This is a genomic window from Exiguobacterium sp. KKT215 (assembly GCF_055635335.1).
In genome coordinates, this window is record NZ_CM145756.1 from 1,111,165 (window position 1) to 1,133,462 (window position 22,298).

Annotated in this window: 22 protein-coding genes; 21 read left to right on the plus strand and 1 reads right to left on the minus strand. The window is 53.0% G+C overall.

All coding sequences use genetic code 11. The features are described from left to right. Positions 1-59: 59 nt before the first annotated feature. On the minus strand, positions 60-3,719 hold the full coding sequence (locus tag ACZ2GZ_RS05775; RefSeq protein WP_214714602.1) for a S8 family serine peptidase: 3,660 nt from the start codon (positions 3,717-3,719) through the stop codon (positions 60-62). A gap of 339 nt (positions 3,720-4,058) precedes the next feature. On the opposite strand from ACZ2GZ_RS05775, the gene ACZ2GZ_RS05780 reads away from it, so the two are divergent. The 21 genes from ACZ2GZ_RS05780 (at position 4,059) to ACZ2GZ_RS05880 (ending at position 22,222) form a co-directional block, all read left to right on the plus strand. Beyond that, positions 4,059-4,703 (plus strand): class I SAM-dependent methyltransferase, encoded by a 645-nt coding sequence (locus tag ACZ2GZ_RS05780; RefSeq protein ID WP_131471279.1) that lies wholly within the window; start codon positions 4,059-4,061, stop codon positions 4,701-4,703. Further along, positions 4,700-5,167: an S-ribosylhomocysteine lyase gene (locus ACZ2GZ_RS05785; RefSeq protein ID WP_021065678.1), complete on the plus strand. Its 468-nt coding sequence runs from the start codon at positions 4,700-4,702 to the stop codon at positions 5,165-5,167. Before ACZ2GZ_RS05780 ends, ACZ2GZ_RS05785 begins: the two co-directional genes overlap by 4 nt. Further along, a complete protein-coding gene (locus ACZ2GZ_RS05790; protein ID WP_021065679.1) occupies positions 5,168-6,106 on the plus strand; it encodes a PLP-dependent cysteine synthase family protein in 939 nt (312 codons plus the stop codon). It begins immediately after the preceding gene. Next, positions 6,072-7,229: a bifunctional cystathionine gamma-lyase/homocysteine desulfhydrase gene (locus ACZ2GZ_RS05795; protein WP_021065680.1), complete on the plus strand. Its 1,158-nt coding sequence runs from the start codon at positions 6,072-6,074 to the stop codon at positions 7,227-7,229. The genes ACZ2GZ_RS05790 and ACZ2GZ_RS05795 overlap by 35 nt, the downstream gene beginning before the upstream one ends. Before the next feature lie 132 nt (positions 7,230-7,361). Next, complete coding sequence (gene rarD, locus ACZ2GZ_RS05800) at positions 7,362-8,240, plus strand: EamA family transporter RarD (RefSeq protein ID WP_021065681.1); 879 nt, start codon at positions 7,362-7,364, stop codon at positions 8,238-8,240. A 91-nt stretch (positions 8,241-8,331) separates the two neighbouring features. Further along, positions 8,332-8,997: a deoxyribose-phosphate aldolase gene (deoC, locus tag ACZ2GZ_RS05805; RefSeq protein ID WP_021065682.1), complete on the plus strand. Its 666-nt coding sequence runs from the start codon at positions 8,332-8,334 to the stop codon at positions 8,995-8,997. 77 nt (positions 8,998-9,074) lie between these two features. Further along, positions 9,075-9,269, plus strand: coding sequence for a 30S ribosomal protein S21 (gene rpsU, locus ACZ2GZ_RS05810; RefSeq protein ID WP_029334745.1), 195 nt, complete (start codon positions 9,075-9,077; stop codon positions 9,267-9,269). Between the two features lie 33 nt (positions 9,270-9,302). Then, the gene (locus ACZ2GZ_RS05815) at positions 9,303-9,752 is read left to right on the plus strand and encodes a GatB/YqeY domain-containing protein (protein WP_021065683.1); all 450 of its coding nucleotides are present in this window, start codon (positions 9,303-9,305) and stop codon (positions 9,750-9,752) included. Positions 9,753-9,888: 136 nt separating this feature from the next. Further along, positions 9,889-10,401, plus strand: coding sequence for an NfeD family protein (locus ACZ2GZ_RS05820; protein ID WP_021065684.1), 513 nt, complete (start codon positions 9,889-9,891; stop codon positions 10,399-10,401). Then, positions 10,398-11,378, plus strand: coding sequence for a flotillin-like protein FloA (floA, locus tag ACZ2GZ_RS05825; RefSeq protein WP_021065685.1), 981 nt, complete (start codon positions 10,398-10,400; stop codon positions 11,376-11,378). Before ACZ2GZ_RS05820 ends, floA begins: the two co-directional genes overlap by 4 nt. Positions 11,379-11,383: 5 nt before the next feature. Continuing rightward, positions 11,384-11,818: a hypothetical protein gene (locus ACZ2GZ_RS05830; RefSeq protein WP_021065686.1), complete on the plus strand. Its 435-nt coding sequence runs from the start codon at positions 11,384-11,386 to the stop codon at positions 11,816-11,818. A 134-nt stretch (positions 11,819-11,952) separates the two neighbouring features. Next, positions 11,953-12,909, plus strand: a complete 957-nt coding sequence (locus ACZ2GZ_RS05835; protein WP_031199860.1) for a PhoH family protein — start codon at positions 11,953-11,955, stop codon at positions 12,907-12,909. An 18-nt stretch (positions 12,910-12,927) separates the two neighbouring features. Next, a complete protein-coding gene (locus tag ACZ2GZ_RS05840) occupies positions 12,928-15,009 on the plus strand; it encodes an HD family phosphohydrolase (RefSeq protein ID WP_021065688.1) in 2,082 nt (693 codons plus the stop codon). Next, positions 14,987-15,463, plus strand: coding sequence for an rRNA maturation RNase YbeY (gene ybeY / locus ACZ2GZ_RS05845; RefSeq protein ID WP_029595223.1), 477 nt, complete (start codon positions 14,987-14,989; stop codon positions 15,461-15,463). The genes ACZ2GZ_RS05840 and ybeY overlap by 23 nt, the downstream gene beginning before the upstream one ends. Further along, positions 15,460-15,810: a diacylglycerol kinase family protein gene (locus ACZ2GZ_RS05850; RefSeq protein ID WP_029595224.1), complete on the plus strand. Its 351-nt coding sequence runs from the start codon at positions 15,460-15,462 to the stop codon at positions 15,808-15,810. The genes ybeY and ACZ2GZ_RS05850 overlap by 4 nt, the downstream gene beginning before the upstream one ends. 35 nt (positions 15,811-15,845) lie before the next feature. Then, positions 15,846-16,754 carry a GTPase Era gene (gene era, locus ACZ2GZ_RS05855; RefSeq protein WP_029595225.1) on the plus strand — a complete coding sequence of 303 codons (909 nt, stop codon included), beginning with the start codon at positions 15,846-15,848 and terminating at the stop codon, positions 16,752-16,754. 3 nt (positions 16,755-16,757) lie between these two features. Next, positions 16,758-17,507, plus strand: a complete 750-nt coding sequence (gene recO / locus ACZ2GZ_RS05860; protein WP_021065692.1) for a DNA repair protein RecO — start codon at positions 16,758-16,760, stop codon at positions 17,505-17,507. 288 nt (positions 17,508-17,795) lie between these two features. Further along, complete coding sequence (glyQ, locus tag ACZ2GZ_RS05865; RefSeq protein ID WP_370447070.1) at positions 17,796-18,689, plus strand: glycine--tRNA ligase subunit alpha; 894 nt, start codon at positions 17,796-17,798, stop codon at positions 18,687-18,689. Continuing rightward, positions 18,682-20,736 (plus strand): glycine--tRNA ligase subunit beta, encoded by a 2,055-nt coding sequence (glyS, locus tag ACZ2GZ_RS05870; protein ID WP_214714604.1) that lies wholly within the window; start codon positions 18,682-18,684, stop codon positions 20,734-20,736. Before glyQ ends, glyS begins: the two co-directional genes overlap by 8 nt. A 21-nt stretch (positions 20,737-20,757) precedes the next feature. Continuing rightward, positions 20,758-21,387, plus strand: a complete 630-nt coding sequence (locus tag ACZ2GZ_RS05875) for a helix-turn-helix transcriptional regulator (protein WP_021065695.1) — start codon at positions 20,758-20,760, stop codon at positions 21,385-21,387. Beyond that, complete coding sequence (locus ACZ2GZ_RS05880; protein WP_051627707.1) at positions 21,374-22,222, plus strand: pyruvate, water dikinase regulatory protein; 849 nt, start codon at positions 21,374-21,376, stop codon at positions 22,220-22,222. Before ACZ2GZ_RS05875 ends, ACZ2GZ_RS05880 begins: the two co-directional genes overlap by 14 nt. Positions 22,223-22,298: the final 76 nt, after the last annotated feature.

The following is a 22,298-nucleotide window of genomic DNA, read 5'->3' on the forward strand; positions in this document are numbered from 1 at the left end:
AGCCGTTTTTGTACCTAGAAAAAACAGGCTCGCGATTTGGGCGCGAGCCTGTCGAATTATTATTTGACGAGTGTGATCGTCTTCGTCGTCACGTTGCCGGCGAGGTCGGTCGCCTCGAACGTGAACGTGTTCTCACCTGACGTCACAGGAAGCGTGACCGTCTGTGTTTTCGCGAATGAACGCATCTCATACGGTTCTTTCAGCGCTTGGCTGAATTTCAAGTCGCCGTTGACGAGAAGTTTCACTTCGTCGAAGTTGTCTTTCACCGTTACAGAGACGTTGACCGTCGATTGTTTTTTACCGATTTTTTTCGGTAGTTTTCCAAGTTCGATGCTGGCTGGTGTCGTATCCACAAAAATCGCACGTTGGAAGTTGGTCACGTTTCCAGCCGCATCCTCGGCGACGAACCGTAACTTATGGACACCGTCCGCGAACGTCCGCGTCGTGTCGAAGATGTGTTCTTTCTTCGCATCGTCCCATGTGAGCGGAACGTCAACACCGTCGACTTGGAACGACTGGATCGCAGATGCGTCTTGAATCGTTCCAGCGACCGGGACAACCGATGTCGCGTATGGCGTCAAAGCGAGCGGGGCGTTCACGAACACTCCAGGCTTATCCGCGTCTGTCGAGTAAGCGACCGTCTTCGTTGTGCTGTTGCCAGCGTGATCGACGACGCGAACGCTGACTTGATCGGCGTCACTGACGCCTGTGAACGTATAGGCCTTGCCATCAGCTTGCTTGGCGACGGATTTTCCGTTCAAGAAATATTCGACCGAATGGATGCCTGAGAACTCATCTTTCGCTTGGACCGCCAAGCTCTCCCCTTGCCATTTCGTCGTGAACGTCGGGTCCGTGTAATCGACTTTGACTGGGAAGCGAAGCGTCTGGGCTTGTTTTTTCATGTAATCGATGCTTCCTTCGATTTCATAGAAGTATTTGCCGGCCGGGGCTGGTTTGCCATTCAACTGACCATCCCATGTGTAAGCGGCCGAGTAGTAATAAGGTGTGTTGGCACCGCCGTCAAAGTAGTTCTTGCGAAGTTCTTCGTCTTGGAACAACGTCCGGACGACATTGCCGGCCTCGTCGACGATGCGATACTTGACGTCCTTGGCGTTACGGAGCAACGAGAACACCGGTACAGCGACATCTTTTGAGCCATCTTTGTCTGGTGAGAAGGCGATTGCGTCGGCAGAGACCGATTCGTCAAGGTTCGAACCGAGATAGTTCCCTGTTTGATCGACCATACCTGATACTTCGTAGAACGAGCCGTCTTCATAGATGGAGGCATCGAAGATTGGCGCCTTGCCCCAGTCTCCTTCGAAACCGACGAACGGTACGACGAGTGACGGGTTGCCCTCAGGACCGTTGACGTCCGTCAAGCGGACGAATCCATCAACGAAGTAACCGTTCTCGAAGACGTCTTTCGCCGGTACGAGGCCGTCGAGCGTTTTCGGATTGAGCACTTTCGCTTTCGAGACGTCAAGTGCGACTTTGAGTTCTACTTTCGCGTTCGGTTTTACTTTGACCGTACTGACTTTCTTCCCGTTGACGGTCACTTTTGCATTCTCGAGCGCTTGGGCTTCCATCGCGTTCTGAACGAGTCCAGCCGTCTGCTCGATAGCGAGATCGGTCTGGAGTGACGAAGACACGTTATACGACACAGCCTTGTCCGACAAGTTCTCGACGACAAGCGTGAACGTCGCCTTGCTGCGGTTCAATTCCTTGAGCGCGACTTTCGCTTCTTTCGTCTTCTTCTCGTACGCGATTGTCGGTGTCGAGACGGCAGCATGCAATTGCATGAGACCAGCTCCACCACGACGCGGCGTGTAAGGGAGGTTTTGTTGTAACTGTTTGTTGAGCGGTCCGATATCCGTGACAGCTTTCGATGTGTTGATGAGCAAGTTCTTCGCCATCGTGACGCGTGCTGTTCCTGTCAAATTGAAGTCGCGGTCGACGCGTTCGAGGACGAGGGCAGCTCCGCCGGCCACGTGTGGGGCAGCCATCGATGTACCACTCATCAAGCCGTACTGGTTATCGTTTAACGTCGAGAAGATCTGTCCGCCCGGTGCTGAAATCTCTGGCTTGAAGTCGAGGTTTGGCGTCATGCCCCACGACGTGAAGTTCGAGAGCTGACCGGCCGCGCCGTTCGTGACACTGAGGCGATCGCCGGCAAAGCCGATTGTCATCTGTTCACCAGCGAGGAGACGTTGTTGCAACGTGTTCCCGTCTTTGATGCTAAGCGAGGCCATCGGGATTTTCGGGTTGGCCAATGCCATGCTCACATAATCGCCGTGACCGACAGCTCCACGGACAATGACGCCAGCTGCGCCGTTCGCTTCGGCTGTCTGTTGAATGTTTGAATAGAAGTAACTGCCGTCGCGAACCGCGAGGACGATTTTTCCTTTAACGTCTTTTCCGACGTATTGGCTCGGTTGGCCGTCGCCGACGTAAACGAGGTCGTAATTGCCTTGCGTGAAGGCAGGACCGTCTTGTTTTTTCCAACCGATTTTGTCAGTGGCGTCACCCGACTTGACTGAGAACGCGTCCAATTGAATTTGATCGTTCTCGAGCGAAGCGACGGATGTCGACGCCGAGCTGACACTCGGGGCACCGACGACGCCCGTGTCCGGATTATCGGCGTACGGAAGGTCGTAACCGTTGCCGAAGTAAGCCGAGTTTCCAGCCGAAATCGACATGAAGACACCGTTATCGACGGCACGTTGGACGGCTTGTTGTTCCGGTGAGTCGGCATCGACGAATCCGGCCGTTGAGCCGAGACTCATGTTGATGACGTCCGCACCGAGTTTGATGGCGTCATCGATGGCTTTAATGTAGATATCGCCGTATGTCGAAGCATAGTTCGGGTCGTTACTGAATACTTTGAGCCCGAGCACTTGTGCCTCAGGAGCGACACCTTTCAAGCCACCGGCCGCTTCATCCCCGTTGGCGGCGACAGTACCCGAGACGTGCATCCCGTGCATCGAGGCGCCAGGTGAATCGTCACGGATATCATCGTTCTCATCATAATAGTTATAAGCGTATGGGACTTTCTCGTTTATGTAAGCTCCAGGCATGCCGAACGTGCTGACGGCCGTCTCGACTTCTGTTTGAGACAACTCGGCTTTTGAATCATCCGTAAGACGGAAGTCACGGTGGTCGGCGTCAACGCCTGTATCGATGACAGCGACGATCGTCCCTTCGCCCGTGAACCCGTAATCGCCCCACGTCTGCTGTGATTGGACCATGCCATTACTCGTGACCATGTCCGGTTTGACTTCTGGACGTTCGTACTTGTTGACGACGTGGACGCTTGCGACTTCAGGCAACGCCTCGACCTTTTTGACGTCGGTCGCTGTGAGCATCGTACTGAAACCGTTGAAGACGGTCGTGAACTCTTCGAGCGTCACGGCCTTGACGCCTTTTTTCGAGATGGCAGCTTTCGCTTTCTTTTGTTCGGCTTTGACGAGCTTTTGAGCGCTGTCTTTCTCCGTTTTCGTCAACTCGTTAAACTTTTTACCCTTTTTCTTTGCTTGTTCGATTGCTGGGGCACCGACAAGTTCGACGACGACGCGCAATTTCTCATGTTTGTCGGTCGAGCTCACGCTTTGTTTGACAGATGGCTTGGCTAGGACAGGTTCTGCGCCGAGGCCGAGTAGGCCGGGCGTCAACGCGAGGCAAGTCGCGAGGGAGACGTTCAAATAAAATTTCGGTTGTGGCAATTTAGTATCCTCCAATCGTTTTTTGAAAAAATAAATCCATTTGTGGAAAATGATAGCGAATTTCAAACCAAAATTCTTCCTATTTTTTAAACGATAGGGTAATGAATTTGAACAAATTAAAAGATTCTGACAATTACTTTGGACCTATCCACGTTAAAATGTGGATAGGTCTTTTCTCATTTCCTGACTCTTTCATCGGATTAACAATAAATAATTCATCTCTCTCAAACAATATGGGCAATTCGCTTGAGATTTTAATCTAAAGTTGATACAGTCTGTAGTAGATAAATCATATAAAACTTATCGATATAGTCGGAATAAAGATGATGGGGTGACAACATGGGATTACAATTCATGGACATTTTTAAGGAATGGGCGTCAGAATATGACGCGACCGTGACCGGACATGACGAACAGTATCGTGAAGTGTTCGCCGGGTACGAGACGATGCTCAACGAGGTCGTCGACCAATTAGAAGGCCGGGTCATGGAATTCGGAAGCGGGACAGGGAACTTGAGTGCAAAAATCTTGGAGCGCCACGAATTGATTTCGGTCGAACCGTCTCCGGAAATGCGGGCCGTCGCGGCCGAGAAGTTACAGCTCGATATCGTCGACGGTGACTTTCTCAACTATCCGACGGATCAACAGGTCGATACAATCGTGTCATCCTATGCGTTCCATCATTTGACGGATGATGAGAAACGGACGGCGATTCGAAGTTACGTCGAACACCTCGACGCCCCGCGCTTCGTCTTGCTCGATACGATGTTCGCCTCGCAAACAGCGAAACGGGACATCTTGGACTGGGCCGAAGCGAACGGCTATACCGATTTACTCGAGGATTTGAATCGAGAGTTTTATCCATATACCCAGACGATTCAAGCGATGCTCGAAGCAAACGGCTATACGGTTACGCTCACGCAAAAAAATAAATTCGTCTGGCTCGTCGTGGCCACGAAACAATCAGGAGGAACTCAATCATGAAAAGTTATAAAGTCGAAAGCTTTAATTTAGACCATACAAAAGTACAAGCGCCTTACGTCCGTTTAGCTGGAGTGAAGAAAGGGACGGCCGATACGATTTATAAATATGACATTCGCTTCATTCAACCGAACGAAGGGCTTATGCCGATGCGCGCCGTCCATTCGCTCGAGCACTTGATTGCCGAGAACAGCCGTAGCCACTCGAATCAAATCATTGACGTCTCGCCGATGGGTTGCCAGACAGGCTTCTATTGGACGATGTTGAACGACGGGGATTACGAAGCGATGCTCGACCTCGTTGAAGCGACACTCCGCGATGCAGCAAATGCGACAGAACTTCCAGCGCAAAACCCGATTCAATGCGGCAGCGCGAACCATCACGATTTCGAGGGTGCGAAGAAGCTCGCGGCCGACATGCTTGCTAAGCGTGACGAGTGGCACATCATCTTCAAGGACGAAGCGTAAATGATTGTCCAAAGCGTCTATGAATTGATCGGGGAGACGCCTCTTCTCGAATTGCGGACGTTACCGGTTCCTCCGGGTGTCAAAGTGTACGGCAAGCTCGAGATGATGAACCCGGGCGGTAGTGTCAAGGATCGGCTCGGTCTGCAATTGATTGAACGGGCGCTTGAACGTGGGCAACTCGCACGCGGGGGAACGGTCGTCGAACCGACGGCCGGGAACACCGGGATCGGGCTCGCACTCGCCTGTCAACGTCACGGCATCAAGTTGATGACCGTCACTCCGGAGAAGTTCAGTCAAGAGAAGCAAGCGCTCATGGCGCTTCTCGGGGCGACCGTTGTCAACACGCCGACGGAGCTCGGGATGAAAGGGGCCATCGCGCGGGCGAAAGAGCTCGCCATCGAACATGACGCCTATGTGCCGGAACAGTTCTCGAATCCGGATAATCCGGACGCATACGTCGACACGCTCGCGCTCGAGCTTCAGGCCGACCTGCCGAACATCGATGTGTTCATCGCCGGGGCCGGCTCAGGGGGGACGTTTACAGGTGTCGCGAGCAAGTTGCGGCCGAACGGGACGAAGACGATCGTCGTCGAGCCGGAAGGGTCGATTTTGAACGGTGGAGCACCAGGGCCGCACAAGACAGAAGGCATCGGCGTCGAGGCGTGGCCGGCGTTCTTGCCGCGCGAGCTCGTCGACGGGATTTACACGATTACGGACGAAGAGGCGTTCTATTATGTCGCCCACCTCGCCAAACAAGAAGGTTTGCTCGTCGGAAGTTCATCCGGAGCGGCCATCGCGGCATGCGTACAAGAAGCGGCTCAGATGACAGAAGGCGTCATCGTGACGATTTTACCGGACAGCGTTGAACGTTATTTAAGTCAAGGAATAGTCAAGGAGGCAGAATATGCGTACAAAAACAGCACTCATTCACGGCGGTAAAACAACGGACCCGTTGACGGGAGCCGTCACACCACCGATTTATCAGACGAGCACGTATAAGCAAGACGGCATCGGCAATCTCCGCGAAGGGTATGAATATTCGCGGACGGCCAACCCGACACGGACGGCACTTGAGACGCTCATCGCCGATATCGAGGGCGGTGCCAGCGGGTTTGCGTTCGGTTCTGGGATGGCAGCCATCTCGACGATTTTAATGTTAATGAAATCAGGGGACCACGTCATCGTCGGTTCTGACGTATATGGGGGAACGTACCGTGTATTCAATCGAGTATTTCAATCACTTGGCTTGGAGGCAACTTTTGTCGATACGGCCGATACGCAAGCGGTCCGTGAAGCGCTCCAGCCGAACACGAAAATGATTTACGTCGAGACACCGACAAACCCGTTGTTGAACGTGACGGACATGCGCCTCATCCGCGCCATCGCCGACGAGGCGGACGTCCTGTTCGTCGTCGACAACACGTTCATGACACCGTACTTCCAAAACCCGATCGAATTGGGGGCGGACTACGTGCTTCATAGCGCCACAAAATATTTAGGCGGCCATAGCGACGTCGTCGCCGGTCTCGTCGTCGCCCGCACGGAAGAGCTGGGAGAGCGTTTGGCGTTCTTGCAAAACTCAGTCGGCGCGGTACTTGGACCACAAGACAGCTTCCTCGTTGTTCGCGGCATCAAGACGCTCGCGGTCCGCATGGAAGCGATTGAAGCGAACGCGCTCGCGCTCGTCGACTACTTGACGAAGCATGAAGCCGTCAGCCGTGTCTTGCATCCGAGTGTCGGCAGCGAAGAAGCGAAGCGGGTCCACTTGTCCCAGGCACGTGGTTTCGGTGGAATGATCGCCTTCGACGTCGGTTCAGCCGAAGCGGCCGAACTCGTCGTCGCGAAGACGAAGTACTTCACACTCGCCGAAAGTCTCGGCGCGGTCGAGAGCTTGATTAGCGTCCCGGCTCGGATGACGCATGCGTCAATTCCTGCGGAACGCCGTCTCGAACTCGGGATTACGGACGGACTCGTCCGCATCTCGGTCGGCCTTGAAGATGTACAAGATTTGATTGAAGATTTGGAGCAGGCGCTCGCGACCGTGGCGACGATTCCGAACTAAGTTGCATAGCGATACGAGGTGCGCTCGCGAGCGTGCCTCTTTTTGTCGTGTGCAAGGTGAAAGAATTCGCTTGAATGTCCTAATCGCATCGACTACACTGACGATAATTGATTACGAGAGCGGGTGAACAGAGTGAACAAAGGCGTCATGCCAACGGTCGGGGCCTACGTCATGTGGGGCGTCCTACCGATTTATTGGAAGTTTTTGCAGGAAATACCGAGCGGTCAAATCTTGGCCCATCGCATCGTCTGGTCGTTCCTCTTCATCTTACTTGTCTTGAAATGGACGAAACAGTGGACCGAGTTCAACTATGCGCTTCGGCACCGGGCGACAAGGAACGCCTTTATGTTGAACGGATTTATCGTCAGTGCCAACTGGTTCGTCTACATATGGGCGGTCAATCACGGCTATATCATCGAAGCGTCACTCGGCTATTACATCAATCCGCTCGTGAGCATGGTGTTAGGTGTGCTTGTTTTTCGGGAATCATTAAATCGAGTACAATGGCTGGCGGTGACCGTGGCGGCAATCGGCGTGCTCGTCTTGACGTTCGGCTATGGGTCGTTCCCGTGGATCGCGTTCATTTTGGCCAGTACGTTCGGGTTTTACGGGATGGTGAAGAAACGCCGTCCACTTGCCTCGACGGTTAGCCTCGGCATCGAGACGCTCGCGGTCGTTCCGGTCGCTATCATTTTCTTGGGTTGGCAAACGTCTCAGGGAGGATTGACGATGACGACCGAACCGGTCATTTGGGTCGCGTTGGTCGGGACAGGCGTGATGACGGCGCTACCCCTTCTTTTGTTCGGGTACGGGGCGCAACATATCCCGTTCACGCTCGTCGGGTTTCTTCAGTTCATCGCACCGACGCTCAGTCTCGCAATCGGGGTCATTCTCTATAATGAACCGTTCACGGGCTATCACGTTTTTGCGTTCACATGTATATGGATTGCCATTTTCTTCTTTAGTTGGAACAGTTGGATCCAGACGCGGAAACGCCGTCAACTCGTCTGAATTGAAAGCTGTTACATTTCAAGAAAACATGATAATATGTTAGATGTCAGACCTATATGTCAGACCGATACATCAGAGGAGGAATTTTACGATGGAATTAGCACGTTATATCGACCACACAGCCTTGAAGGCAGAAACAACGAAAGATCAAGTCACAAAACTTTGTGCCGAGGCGCTCGAATACAAATTCGCAAGCGTCTGTGTCAACCCGACATGGGTGAAGTACGCGGCGGAACAACTCAAATCAGATGACGACGTCAAAGTATGTACGGTCATCGGCTTCCCACTCGGAGCTAACACGCCAGAAGTGAAAGCGTTCGAAACTAAAGACGCGATTGCAAACGGCGCAGGCGAAATCGATATGGTCATCAACATCGGTGCCATGAAAGACGGCGATTTCGATCTCGTTGAGCGCGATATCCGCGCTGTCGTCGAAGCGGCAAACGGAACGCTCGTTAAAGTCATCTTTGAGACGTGCCTCCTTACGAAAGAAGAAATCAAAAAAGCGGCTGAGCTTTCAGTCAAAGCAGGCGCAGACTTCGTGAAAACGTCGACTGGCTTCTCGACAGGCGGTGCGACAGTAGAAGATATCCGCCTCATGCGTGAGACGGTCGGACCAGATCTCGGCGTTAAAGCTTCAGGCGGCGTACGTGATTTCGAAGGCGCACAAGCTATGATTGATGCCGGCGCGACGCGCATCGGCGCATCAGCTGGAATCGCCATCGTTACAGGCGGACGTTCAGACAGCGACTATTAATAACTAGTGGTTGACCGCACGACTTACTTTCACTATAATATGTTATGACGTGTGAAACACGTTTCCTTAGTCGTGTAATTCGGAGGGAGGGAAAACTAGTGGAAACTCGTGTCCGTAAAAACGAATCGCTTGAAGACGCTCTTCGTCGTTTCAAACGCGGTGTTTCGAAAGATGGCACTCTTGCCGAAGTTCGCAAACGTCGTCACTACGAAAAGCCAAGCGTAAAACGTAAATTGAAATCAGAAGCTGCGCGTAAGCGTAAGAAATTCTAATTTCAGTTTCATTTGTAGAGAGGGTGTTAGCTCATGAGTCTTCAAGAACGCTTGACGGACGACATGAAGCAAGCCATGCGCGCGAAACAAAAAGATCGTCTCACGACGATCCGGATGGTCAAAGCGTCGCTCCAAAATGAGGCCATCAAATTTGGTCGACAAGATCTAACTGAGGAAGAGGAACTCACGGTGCTCAACCGAGAGATGAAACAGCGCAGAGACTCCCTCCGAGAATTCGAAAGCGCTGGTCGTGAAGACCTTGCTTCTAAAGTAGCTGACGAGATTGTCGTACTAGAGGCCTATATGCCTGAACAACTTTCTGAAGATGAAGTCACGGCGATCGTGAAAGCAGCTATTGCTCAAACGAATGCTACAGGCCCGTCGGATATGGGTAAGGTGATGGGCGTCGTCATGCCTCAAGTTAAAGGCAAGGCAGACGGTGGTCTTGTGAACCGCATTGTCAAACAACAATTGACGAATTAATGAGAGAGACAGGGATTTTTGGGTCAAACCAAAAGTTTCTGTCTTTTTTTGCGTATTCCGAAACCAAAAGCGAACTTGTTTCGTATACACTAGAGATAAGAGGTAGCTTGTGAACTCGGAAGGGGGTTGCAATACGATGACATTTGGTCTCGGAGTGATTCTAACGGTGTTTTTTGTCGGGATCGTCCTTCTAGGAATTGAAGTGTTCGTTGCCGGTTTTGGATTGTTCGGCGTGCTAGGGATTGGGGCGGTCGTCGCCAGTTTGATTATGGCGGGTGCCACAATCGGACAACTGTGGTTGTCGCTTGGTTTAGCCACGGCCATCGTCGCTGGACTCGGATTTTGGGCATATCGTCGCCTACAGTCCAATCGATCGCTCATGTATAAAGGGTTGATTTTGACCGATTCGACGTCAACAGACAAAGGGTATTTGTCCCACGATGACCGCAAACGGTTGCTCGGGAAAGTCGGGGTCACGTTGACGCCGCTTCGCCCGGCGGGTACCGCTGAGATTGACGGAGAACGGATTGATGTCGTGACAGAAGGTAGCTATCTCGATTCGCAAACGAAAATTCAGGTGTATAAAGTCGATTCAGGACGCGTTGTCGTCCGCAACTTTATAGAGCCGAAGGAGGATGTAACAGAATGACACCAGAACTATTGACCACGTTACTCATCTCGGGTGGAGGATTGATTGCGCTCGCCGTATTCTTCACGTTCGTACCGGTCGGGCTGTGGATCAGCTCGTTCGCCGCTGGCGTCCACGTCTCGATCTTCACACTAATCGGGATGCGACTCCGTCGCGTCGTCCCATCGAAAATCGTCAACCCGCTCATCAAAGCGGTCAAAGCCGGCATCGGCTTGAACACGAACCAGCTCGAGAGTCACTTCTTGGCCGGGGGTAACGTCGACCGCGTCGTCAACGCCTTGATTGCGGCCCACCGTGCCGATATCGAATTATCGTTTGAACGTGCCGCAGCAATCGATCTTGCTGGCCGTAACGTGTTAGAGGCGGTTCAAATGTCCGTTAACCCGAAAGTCATCGAAACGCCGTTCATCGCCGGTGTGGCCATGGACGGGATTGAAGTGAAGGCGAAAGCCCGCATCACGGTCCGTGCCAACATCGACCGTCTTGTCGGGGGTGCCGGGGAAGAGACGATTATCGCCCGTGTCGGTGAAGGGGTCGTCTCGACGATCGGTTCACAACACAACCATAAGCACGTCTTGGAGAACCCTGATATGATTTCACGTACCGTATTGACGAAAGGTCTCGATTCAGGGACCGCGTTTGAAATCCTATCAATCGATATCGCCGACATCGATATCGGTAAAAACATCGGGGCGGTCCTCCAGACCGACCAAGCCGAAGCTGATAAGAAAATCGCGCAAGCGAAAGCGGAAGAACGCCGCGCGATGGCGATCGCCCGTGAGCAAGAGATGAAATCATCGGTCGAAGAGATGCGCGCCAAAGTCGTCGCGGCCGAGGCGGAAGTCCCGCTCGCGATGGCCGACGCACTTCGAAATGGCAAACTCGGGGTCATGGATTACGTCAACTACTTGAACGTCCAAGCCGATACAGAAATGCGTAAAGCGATCGGTCATCCTGTCGAATCTGATAGAGAGTAACGGACATGGATGGACTCTGGGTACTACTCTTAGCCGCTTTCGGGATTGCCTCGGCGGTCATGAAGCGGATGGAGAAACCATCATCTACTGGAGAACGACCACCGAGTACGGATTTGAAACGTTATCTCGATACGGTCGGTGACATGATGAAAGAAGTCGAGGCGACGTTCGATGAGCCGCGCAACAAGCAAGACAAACCGGCTCCTCAGAAACTACGTCGCCGTGTCGCCGCACCGGCCGAAACGACAGACCGACATGCACCGCGTCGACGTGAAGAGCTACCGCACGTGAGTGCCCAGTTCGAACAGACGGTCAAAATTCCACCGATTTCCGAGTCGACCGAGTCGCGGCCACAACCGCGCATCTCGATGAAGCAAGTTCGGCAAGCGGTCGTGTGGAGTGAAATTTTGCAACCGCCGGTGTCGAAACGCCGTCGTTAAACCTGAGGCAGTGACTCCGTGTCACTGCTTCTTTTTGTTGGAGGAATGGACGGTCTTTCTTTCACGAACGGCTTGATAGTGCTAAAGTAAAGAAGGAACAATCTACTGATGGGGAGGAGAAACAACCATTGATTATGACTGATAAAATTCCGTTCGTCATGGAACATGCGAACGAAGCGCAGGCGCTCCTCGGACCGAAGGACGAGGTATTTCAAGCTATCGAAGCAGAACTCGCGGTCGCACTCACTCCTCGTGGAGAAGAATTAATCATTCAGGCCGATACGGCCGATACGCTCGAATTGACGAAGGCCGTTATCAAGACGTTGCAACAACTCGTTAAAAAAGGGGCTCGCTTGAACGAAAGCGATGCCATCAGTGTGATTCAACACATCAAGGTCGGCAAGGGCGACGAGTTGCTCGAGCATTATGAGCGAGTCGTCTTCACGACGAACAAAGGGAAACCGATTCGGGCGAAAACGGTCGGGCAGAGCCGATATGTCCGGGCCATCGAAAAACGTGACCTCGTGTTCGGAATCGGACCGGCGGGGACCGGGAAGACATATTTGGCCGTCGTCTTGGCAGCGCGTGCGCTGAAAGAAGGCCAAGTCAAACGAATCATTTTGACGCGTCCGGCGGTCGAAGCGGGTGAAAACTTGGGCTTCTTGCCGGGGGACTTGAAAGAGAAGGTCGACCCGTACTTGCGTCCGTTGTACGACGCCTTGTTTGACGTCTATGGCGTCGAACAGACGAACCGATTGCTCGAACGCGGCACAATCGAAGTCGCGCCGCTCGCTTACATGCGCGGCCGGACGCTTGAAGATGCGTTCGTCATTTTAGACGAGGCGCAGAATACGACGAAAGAACAGATGAAGATGTTTTTGACGCGACTCGGGTTCGGCTCGAAAATGGTCGTCACCGGCGATTTGACGCAAGTCGATTTGCCGAAAGGTAAAGCGTCAGGATTGCAAGAAGCGTTACATCTGCTTGAAGGTGTCGATGGGATTCATTTTGAACATTTCACGTCGTCCGACGTCGTTCGCCATCCGCTCGTCAAGAAAATCATTAACGCCTATAGTACCGAACTCACATAACCAAAAGGGGGGGCACTGATGCAGCAAGCACGTCATTGGACGGTCGCGACAATCTCCGTCCTCTTTTTTCTCATTTTAGGCGCGATTCTATACTTTACGGTGCGCCCATCCATCATTAGTGTCGAGCCGCTCGGGATTGCCGAACAGGACATTCGCTCGCCGGTCACGATTGAAGACCGGACGGCGACGGAGCGGTTACGACAAGATGCGATCAATAGCGTCGGCAGTCAGTTCTCGTTGCGGCGTGAGTTTGCCGATCAACAGATCGCCAAAGTCGAGCAACTGTTCGCAGCGTTCGAAGAGACGGAAGATGACACCGAGCTATCAGACATCAAAAATCGCTTGAATTCGACCGAGGTGAACGGATTCCTCGGTGATGATGAACTGAACCTTCTGCTCGAGGCGAGCGAGAACACCCGTCGTACGGTCGAAGACGTCACCGTGACGGCGCTCCAAGAAGTGATGGGTAACCGCATCGACACGAGCTCACAGTCCATCTCAGAAGCGAGAGATCGGGCTGAGACACTTGTCGACCAATCACCGCTCTCACTCGAGTTCCGGGCGATCGCTAACAGCCTGAGCGATCAATTGATCGTACCGAACTACGTGTTCGACTCTGAAGCGACACGTGAGAAAGAACAGCAGGCGGTCGATGCGGTCGAACCGGTCATCATTCAAGAAGGCCAGTTGCTCGTCAACCAAGGCGAGGTCGTGACGCGCGAAATCTACCGCAAACTCGAATTGACAGGGGCTATCGATCCAAATCGTTCGTTCGCACCGCTGTTTGGGGCTTACTTACTGAGCGGACTGTTGACGATCGGTTTTCTGTTCATGTTAATCCGTTCGAAAATTCAACAACTGTTACTCCGCCCTAAAATCTTGATTACTGTCTATGGATTATTATTGTTACAGCTCGGCATCTTCTTTGGTGTCGGTTATATCGGTATCGAGTTCACGACATATGCGTACGTGCTCGCACCGACGGCATTCGTCGTCCTGTTGCTGCGTATCCTCGTCGATGAACGGGTCGCGCTCGCCTCGGCGTTGATCACGATGATTGCCGGGTCGATTGTGGCGAGTTTCGGGCAAAACACGAGCTTCATGACCGTCGTCTATTTCGCGACCGGAAGTTTCTTGGCCGTCTTCCTCGTCGAACCGAAGATTCAGCGCAAACGACTATTCTTGTCCGGTGTGTTGCTCGGCATTATCAATATCATCATGGTGCTCGCGCTCTTGTTCTTGCGCAACACGCAAGTGACGTGGGAGATGGTCGCCTACTTATCCGGTTTCGCCATCACGAGCGCGCTGTTGTCCATCGTGCTCACGTTCGGCTTCTTGCCGTTCCTCGAACCGTGGTTCGGCGTCCTATCGTCGGGTCGCCTCATCGAATTGATGAGTCCGACGCATCCGCTGTTACGCAAGTTGTTGATGGAGGCCCCGGGGACGTATCATCACAGCATGATGGTCGCCAACTTGGCCGAATCGGCTTGCGAGGCGATTGGTGCCGACGGACTGCTCGCCCGGGTCGCCAGTTATTATCATGACCTCGGTAAGACCGAGCGTCCGCTCCATTTCATCGAGAATCAGCAGAACGGCGTCAACCCGCACGACCGGCTCACACCGGAGGAATCAGCCGACATCATCATGGCCCATCCATATGACGGGGCCGATCTGTTGAGTCGTTATAAGTTGCCAAAAGAGATTATCGATATCGCCGAGCAACATCACGGCACATCGCTCTTGAAGTTCTTTTATGTGAAAGCGAAAGAGACGCGTGACGTCAATGAATCACGGTTCCGCTACCCGGGACCGAAGCCGCAGACACGCGAGGCGGCGGTCGTCATGATCGTCGATTCAATCGAGGCGGCGGTCCGGTCACAGAAGCAACCGACACCAGAACGGATTCGTCAGCTCGTCAGTGCGATTATTCGTGATAAGCTACAAGACGGGCAATTCGAAGACTGCGAGTTGACGACGAAAGAAGTATGGCGCGTCGGGGAAAGCGCGTGTGAGACGCTGACCGGCCTGTTCCATGAACGAATCGAGTATCCAGAACTGAAGAAAGAAGGAGACTTACATGCAAATCATTTCGAACGATGAGCACGGCTTATTGTCGGATGCTCAAATCGAGCTCGTTGAATCCATATTGGTCCATGCGGCGATGGAAGAAGACGTCGAAGAACCGAGTGAGCTATCGGTCACGTTCTTGACGAACGATGAGATTCAAGCCATCAACCGCGAATGGCGCGGGAAAGATACGGCGACCGACGTCATCAGTTTCGCCTTCGATGAGATGGGAGAAGACGAGATGGACTTCATGCTCGATGAAGACGAGCCCCGTCTCTTAGGGGACTTGCTCATCTCGGTCGAACGTTGTCGCGAACAGGCGGCCGATTATGGCCACTCGTTCGAACGGGAACTCGGGTTCTTGGCGATTCACGGATTCCTCCACTTGCTCGGGTATGACCATATGACGCCCGAGGAAGAAGCAGAGATGACGGCGCGCCAAGAACAAGTGCTCGCTCACTTCGAGCTGAAACGAGGCGAAGTGTGAAACCGTTCTGGTTCGCCTTGCACGGCATCGTGCACGCAGTGCGGACCGAACGCAACATGCTGATTCATCTCGTATCGAGCCTGCTCGTCGTCGTGTTTGCCTGGTGGCTCCCGACGACGAAACTCGAGAACTTGATTCTGTTCGGCTGGGTCGTGCTCGTCATCGCGCTCGAGCTGATGAACACGGCGGTCGAACGCACGGTCGACCTCGTCACGAAAGACATCCACCCCCTCGCGAAGCAAGCGAAAGACGTCGCGGCCGGGTCGGTCCTCGTCGCAGCGATCGGGGCCGCCATCACGGCCCTATTCATTTTTGGCCCTTATATAATCGACAAATTCGTTATATGATTGAACGTATTGGAAATTTAGAAAGCAGGTGCACTATGTATCAAGAAGATTTTAAATCAGGTTTTGTGTCCATCATCGGTCGTCCGAACGTCGGGAAATCGACGTTCTTGAATCGGGTCATCGGACAAAAGATTGCCATCATGTCAGACAAGCCGCAGACGACGCGCAATAAGGTCCAAGGTGTGTATACGACGGATGATTCGCAAATCATCTTTATCGACACGCCAGGGATTCATAAGCCGAAACACCGTCTCGGCGATTTCATGATGAAAGTCGCGACGAACGCACTCCGTGAAGTCGACGCGATCCTCTTCATGGTCAACGTCACGGAACCGCGCGGCGCCGGCGATGAGTTCATCATCGAGAAGTTGAAAGGGCTCGACACGCCAATCATTCTCGTTATGAACAAAATCGATTTGATTCATCCGGACGAGATTCCGGCTGTCATCGAGCAGTATACGAACCAACTCGATTTCGCGGCGTACGTCCCGATTTCGGCACTTCAAGGCAACAACGTCGAACCGCTCCTTAAAGAAATCAAAAAGTTGCTCCCGGAAGGACCGATGTATTATCCGGCCGACCAAGTGACCGACCACCCGGAACGGTTCATCATCTCTGAATTGATTCGCGAGAAAGTGCTCCATAAGACGCGTGATGAAGTGCCGCACTCAATCGCGGTCGCCATCGAATCGATCAAGAAACGGGAAAACTCGGAAATGATTGATGTCGAGGCCGTGATCATGGTCGAGCGTGATTCTCAAAAAGGAATCGTCATCGGCAAAAAAGGTGCGATGCTCCGCGAAATCGGGACAGAAGCGCGCCACGACATCGAGGCGCTCCTCGGGACGAAAGTGTATTTGAACCTATGGGTGAAAGTGCAAAAAGATTGGCGTAACAAGATGGGCCAACTCCGCGACCTCGGTTTCCGCGACGATGAGTATTAAGCCATGTTGCAAAAGGTCACGGGAATCGTCATTCGGACCGTCAATTACGGAGAGTCGAACAAAGTCGTCACCTTGTTCACCGAAGAGCTCGGAAAAGTTGCCGTCATGGCACGAGGGGCGAAGAAGCCGGGCAGCCGTCTGCATTCATCGAGTCAGCCGTTCGTCGAAGCGGTATATATCTTTCCGGCGAGTCGCGGCCTCGGCCAATTGAAATCGTCGGATGTGATCACGTCTTATCCGGAAATCCGAAAAGACGTCGAGCGGATGGCATACGCCATGTATTGGCTCGAACTCGTCGACCGGACGGTAGAGGACCGCGTCCCGAACCGTCCGCTCTATCGCATCTTGAACGACGCCCTGCAGGCGCTCAATGCAGGGATGGATCCGGAAGTGATCACGCATCACTTCGAACTGCGCATTTTGCACTTGCTCGGGGTCGCACCGGTCTTGACCGGCTGCATCCGGTGCAACGATGTGACCGACCCGATGTACTTCTCGGTGACGGCCGGCGGCTTCCTCTGCGCCCGGCACCAAGAAGAAGGATCGATTCGCATGAGCGAGCGTCTGGCAAAGTTGCTCTATTTGATGAGCCGGCACGAACTGTCCGAATTCAGTAACGTTCCGCTCACGAAAGAGACACGGATTCTGCTCCGACAGCTGTTTGATGCGTATATGGACTCCTATAGCGGTCTGCGGCTGAAGACGAAACGGGTCCTCGACCAAATGCAGCGATTGTACTTGAACGATGATTGACTTTTTCGACAAGATTCGATACCATAATCTACGATTAGACAAATGAAATAGCGTGCGCAATGAAGGAAAACAAGTAGCTTTTTTACCGTGGGTGCAGCGAGTTCGGGAAGGTGGAAGCCGAACGCCAGGTTGAAGTGAATGGCAATTCCAGAGCGCCCACAATCCAAAGAGTGGCCTCATCTCGAGGCAAGTAGGGTGGAACCGCGGGTAATCCCGTCCCTATGTGCATGGCACATAGGGGCGCTTTTTGTCGTTTCAATACTTTTGGAGGTGTCACATATGAAGCACATGACCGTGCAAGAAATTATTTTGACGTTACAAAATTTCTGGGCGTCGAAAGGCTGTTTGACAATGCAAGCGTATGACGTTGAGAAAGGGGCCGGCACGATGAACCCGATGACGTTCCTACGGAGTCTCGGACCCGAGCCGTGGAACGTCTGTTACACAGAGCCATCACGTCGTCCGGCGGATGGACGGTACGGAGAAAACCCGAACCGCTTGTATCAGCATCACCAATTCCAAGTCATCATGAAGCCGTCGCCAAGCAACATCCAAGAGCTTTACTTAGAGAGCTTAGAGTTGATCGGGATCAATCCGCTCGAGCACGACATCCGTTTCGTCGAAGACAACTGGGAGAACCCGACGTTCGGTGCGGCCGGACTCGGTTGGGAAGTCTGGTTGAACGGGATGGAAATCACTCAGTTCACGTATTTCCAACAAGTCGGTGGCATCGAGTGCGATCCGATCGCCGTCGAGATCACGTACGGTCTTGAACGTCTTGCGTCATATATCCAAGAAGTCGAAAGCGTGTTTGACCTCGTCTGGACAGACGGATTCAAATATGGCGATATCTTCTATCAGCCGGAATTCGAACATTCAAAATATACGTTCGAGCTCTCGGACGTCGATATGTTGTTCACATTGTTCGATACGTATGAAAAAGAAGCGAAGCGTGCCTTGGACGAAAACCTCGTCTTCCCGGCTTACGACTATATCCTTAAATGTTCGCATACGTTCAACCTTCTCGATGCGAAAGGCGCCATCTCGGTGACAGAACGGACTGGTTTCATCCAACGCGTCCGTAACATGTCCCGTGCATGTGCCGCCAAATTTATCGAAGAGCGGGAACGTCTCGGTTTCCCACTTTTGAACCAACAGAAAGCAGGTGCCCTTGATGCGTGACCTTTTATTAGAAATCGGACTTGAAGAATTACCAGCCCAATACGTCCTCCGTTCAGAAAAACAATTGGCGGAACGCGTAACTACCTTCTTGACGGAAGCCCGTGTCCAATTCGGTGCCATCACCGTTTATTCGACACCGCGCCGCCTCGCCGTTCTCGTCAAAGACGTGGAAGAGAACCAACAAGATTTGACGGAGACGCTTCGCGGACCAGCGAAAAAGATTGCTCAAGATGCTGAAGGAAACTGGTCGAAAGCAGCCGCCGGCTTTGCCCGTGGCCGCGGCCTATCGGTCGACGACTTGTACTTCGCCGAAGAGAAAGGTGTCGAGTACGTCTTCGCCGACCGTCATGAATCAGGTCAACCGACGAGCACGTTGCTCCCAGCACTCGAAGACGTCGTCCGTGGCATGACGTTCCCGAAAAACATGAAGTGGGGCACGAGCAGCCTACGCTATATGCGTCCGATTCGTTGGCTCGTCGCCTTGTTCGGTACCGAACAAATCGATTTCGAAATCGAAGGCGTGAAGACGGGGAACGTGACGCGTGGTCACCGTTTCTTGAGTAAGGGTGACGTCGTCATCACGGAACCGGCTGCCTATGCTGAGACGCTTGAACGCGAGTTCGTTGTCGCTTCGTACGAAGACCGGAAAGGGCGCATCGAACGTCAAATCGAGGAGTTGGCTTCAGAACAGGGTTGGACCGTCCCGCTCGATGCCTCGTTGCTCGAAGAAGTGACGAACCTCGTCGAGTGGCCGACAGCGCTATTCGGTGAATTCGATGCCCGTTATCTCGAACTTCCAGAAGAAGTCTTGATTACGACGATGAAAGAACATCAGCGCTATTTCCCGGTTTATATCGGTGAAACGCTCAAAAACTATTTCGTGACCGTCCGTAACGGAAATGCTGAACACCTTCAAAACGTTGCCAAAGGGAACGAGAAGGTCATCCGGGCCCGCTTGGCAGATGCCGTCTTCTTCTATGAGGAAGACCAAAAGACGAAGATTGACGAACAACTCGTCCGTCTCGACCGCATCGTCTTCCATGAGAAGTTGGGCACGACGGGAGATAAGGTCCGTCGCGTCGAACAGCTCGCAGGAACGCTTGCGCCATTGTTCAATGCGGATGCAGCCAAAGTGGCGCGTGCCGGTGCCATCCATAAGTTCGACCTCGTCAGCCAAATGGTGTATGAGTTCACAGAACTTCAAGGAGTGATGGGTGAGAAGTATGCGCTCCAACAAGGTGAGGACGCGGAAGTGGCCGCGGCGATCCGTGAGCACTACATGCCGCGCTTTGCTGGTGATGCCTCGCCGGCGACATCGACGGGTGCCGTACTCGCACTCGCCGATAAACTGGATTCGATTGCTGCCTTCTTCGGAATCGGCATGATCCCGAGCGGTTCACAAGATCCGTTTGCGCTCCGTCGTCAAGCCCAAGGGGTCGTTCAAATTTTGGCGGATTGGAAGATTGCCTTGCCACTCGACAAATTACTTTCACAAGTTGTCGATTCGCAACTTCAGGCAGGACTTTACGATGCCGATAAAGAACAAGTCAAGGCGCAACTCGAGGACTTCTTCATGCTTCGCTTGAAGTATCGTCTGCAAGAGCGACAAGTCCGTTATGACGTCATTGACGCCGTCTTGACGACTGGCCTTGCGATCGACCGACTCGATGCGAGAGCGGATGCGGTTCAAGCCATGCTCGCGAGCGAGGCGAAACTGCTCATCGAACAATTGACACGCGTCGTCAACATCGCTAAAAAAGGCGAGGCCGGGGACGTCGATCCGTCATTGTTTGAAAATACGGAGGAGAAAGATCTCCACGCTGCCATCGAAGCGACGTTACCGGAGACGGAACGCGCGGTCGAGGCGGGCGACTATCATCAAGCAATCACATCATTGCGCGCCCTAGAACATCCGATTAGCACTTATTTTGAAAATACAATGGTCATGAGCGATGTCGAAGCGATTCGCGAGAACCGTCTGCGCGAGATGAAACGACTCGCTGCGACAATCGAGAATGTCGCCGATTTTAGCGCGCTCGTACTCTGACCAAACTTGAGGGGGTTGGCTATGCAGCTGAATGAACGCCAACAGAAGATCGTTGAAATCGTAAGGGTCAACGGACCGATCACGGGGGAGCAGATCGCCCAAGAGCTATCGCTCACCCGGGCCACGCTCCGACCGGACCTTGCCATTTTGACGATGACTGGAATACTAGAAGCCCGACCGCGTGTCGGCTACACGTTCGTCGGCAAACGAAACTCATCCCTGCTTCGGGAAAAGCTTGACTCGTTGACGGTCGGAGACTTCATGTCGTCGGCGAAAGTCGTCAGTAACGAGATGACGGTGTATGACGCTGTCGTGACGTTGTTCTTGGAAGACGTCGGCTCGCTGTTTGTCGTCGGGAAAGACAATGAGCTCGTCGGCGTCCTATCGCGTAAAGACTTACTCCGGGCTGCCATCGGTAATCAAGATCTCGATCAGTTGCCGGTCAACGTCATCATGACCCGGATGCCGAACATCACGGTATGTGAGAAGGGTGAGACGTTGATTCGGGCCGGAATGAAGTTGATCGAGAAGCAAATCGATGCCATGCCGGTCGTTGAAGAGAAGGATGGCAAGCTGATTGTGCTCGGTCGCATGACGAAGACGAACATGACGAAAGTATTGATCGCGCTCGCTAACGATGAGTCGTTCTGAGGAGGAATCTGGTTTGACACTGACACAAAAACAACTCGTATTTGTCGTGAGCGATTCAGTCGGCGAGACGTGTGAACTCGTCGTCCGGGCCGCGAGCATCCAATTCCATGAGAATGCGATTGAGACGCTCCGCATCCCGTTCGTCGAAGATGAACAGACGATTCACGACGTCGTGACACAAGCGCGTGCCCAAGGAGCGGTCATCGCCTTCACGTTGGTCAATGAAGAACATCGGTCATTGCTCGTCCGTCTCGGACAAGAGTACGGTGTGAAGACGGTCGATTTGCTCGGGGATTTGCTCGATGTGCTCGCTGGTCAACTCGGTGAGAGTCCGCGTGAAAAACCAGGACTCATCTATCGTTTGGACGAAGATTATTTTCGGAAAATCGAAGCGATGGAGTTCGCGGTCAAGTACGATGACGGACGTGATCCGCGCGGGTTGAAAAAGGCGGACATCGTCCTCGTCGGCGTCTCACGGACATCGAAGACACCGCTCTCGCAGTATTTGGCCCTGAAGCGCTATAAGGTCGCGAACGTGCCGCTCGTGCCGGAGTCACGCCCGCCGGAAGAACTGTTTGAATTGCCGCCTGACAAGTGTGTCGGCTTGATTATCTCCCCTGACAAATTGATTTCGATTCGGATGGAACGGTTGAAGTCGCTCGGATTAAAACCCGAGGCCGATTACGCCCAACTCGAACGGATTAACCGGGAGCTCGAATACGCCCGTGGGATTTACGAGCGGATCGGTTGCGAGGTCATCGATGTGACGAACAAGGCCGTCGAAGAGACGGCTGGCATCATTTTGCGGATGCTCGATCAATCAAAAGAGGATTGAGCACTCGGATTAGTAATCGACTGGTGATAACGGTATAATAGAGTACTGACATGACATTGAAACGGAACGTGGTGAA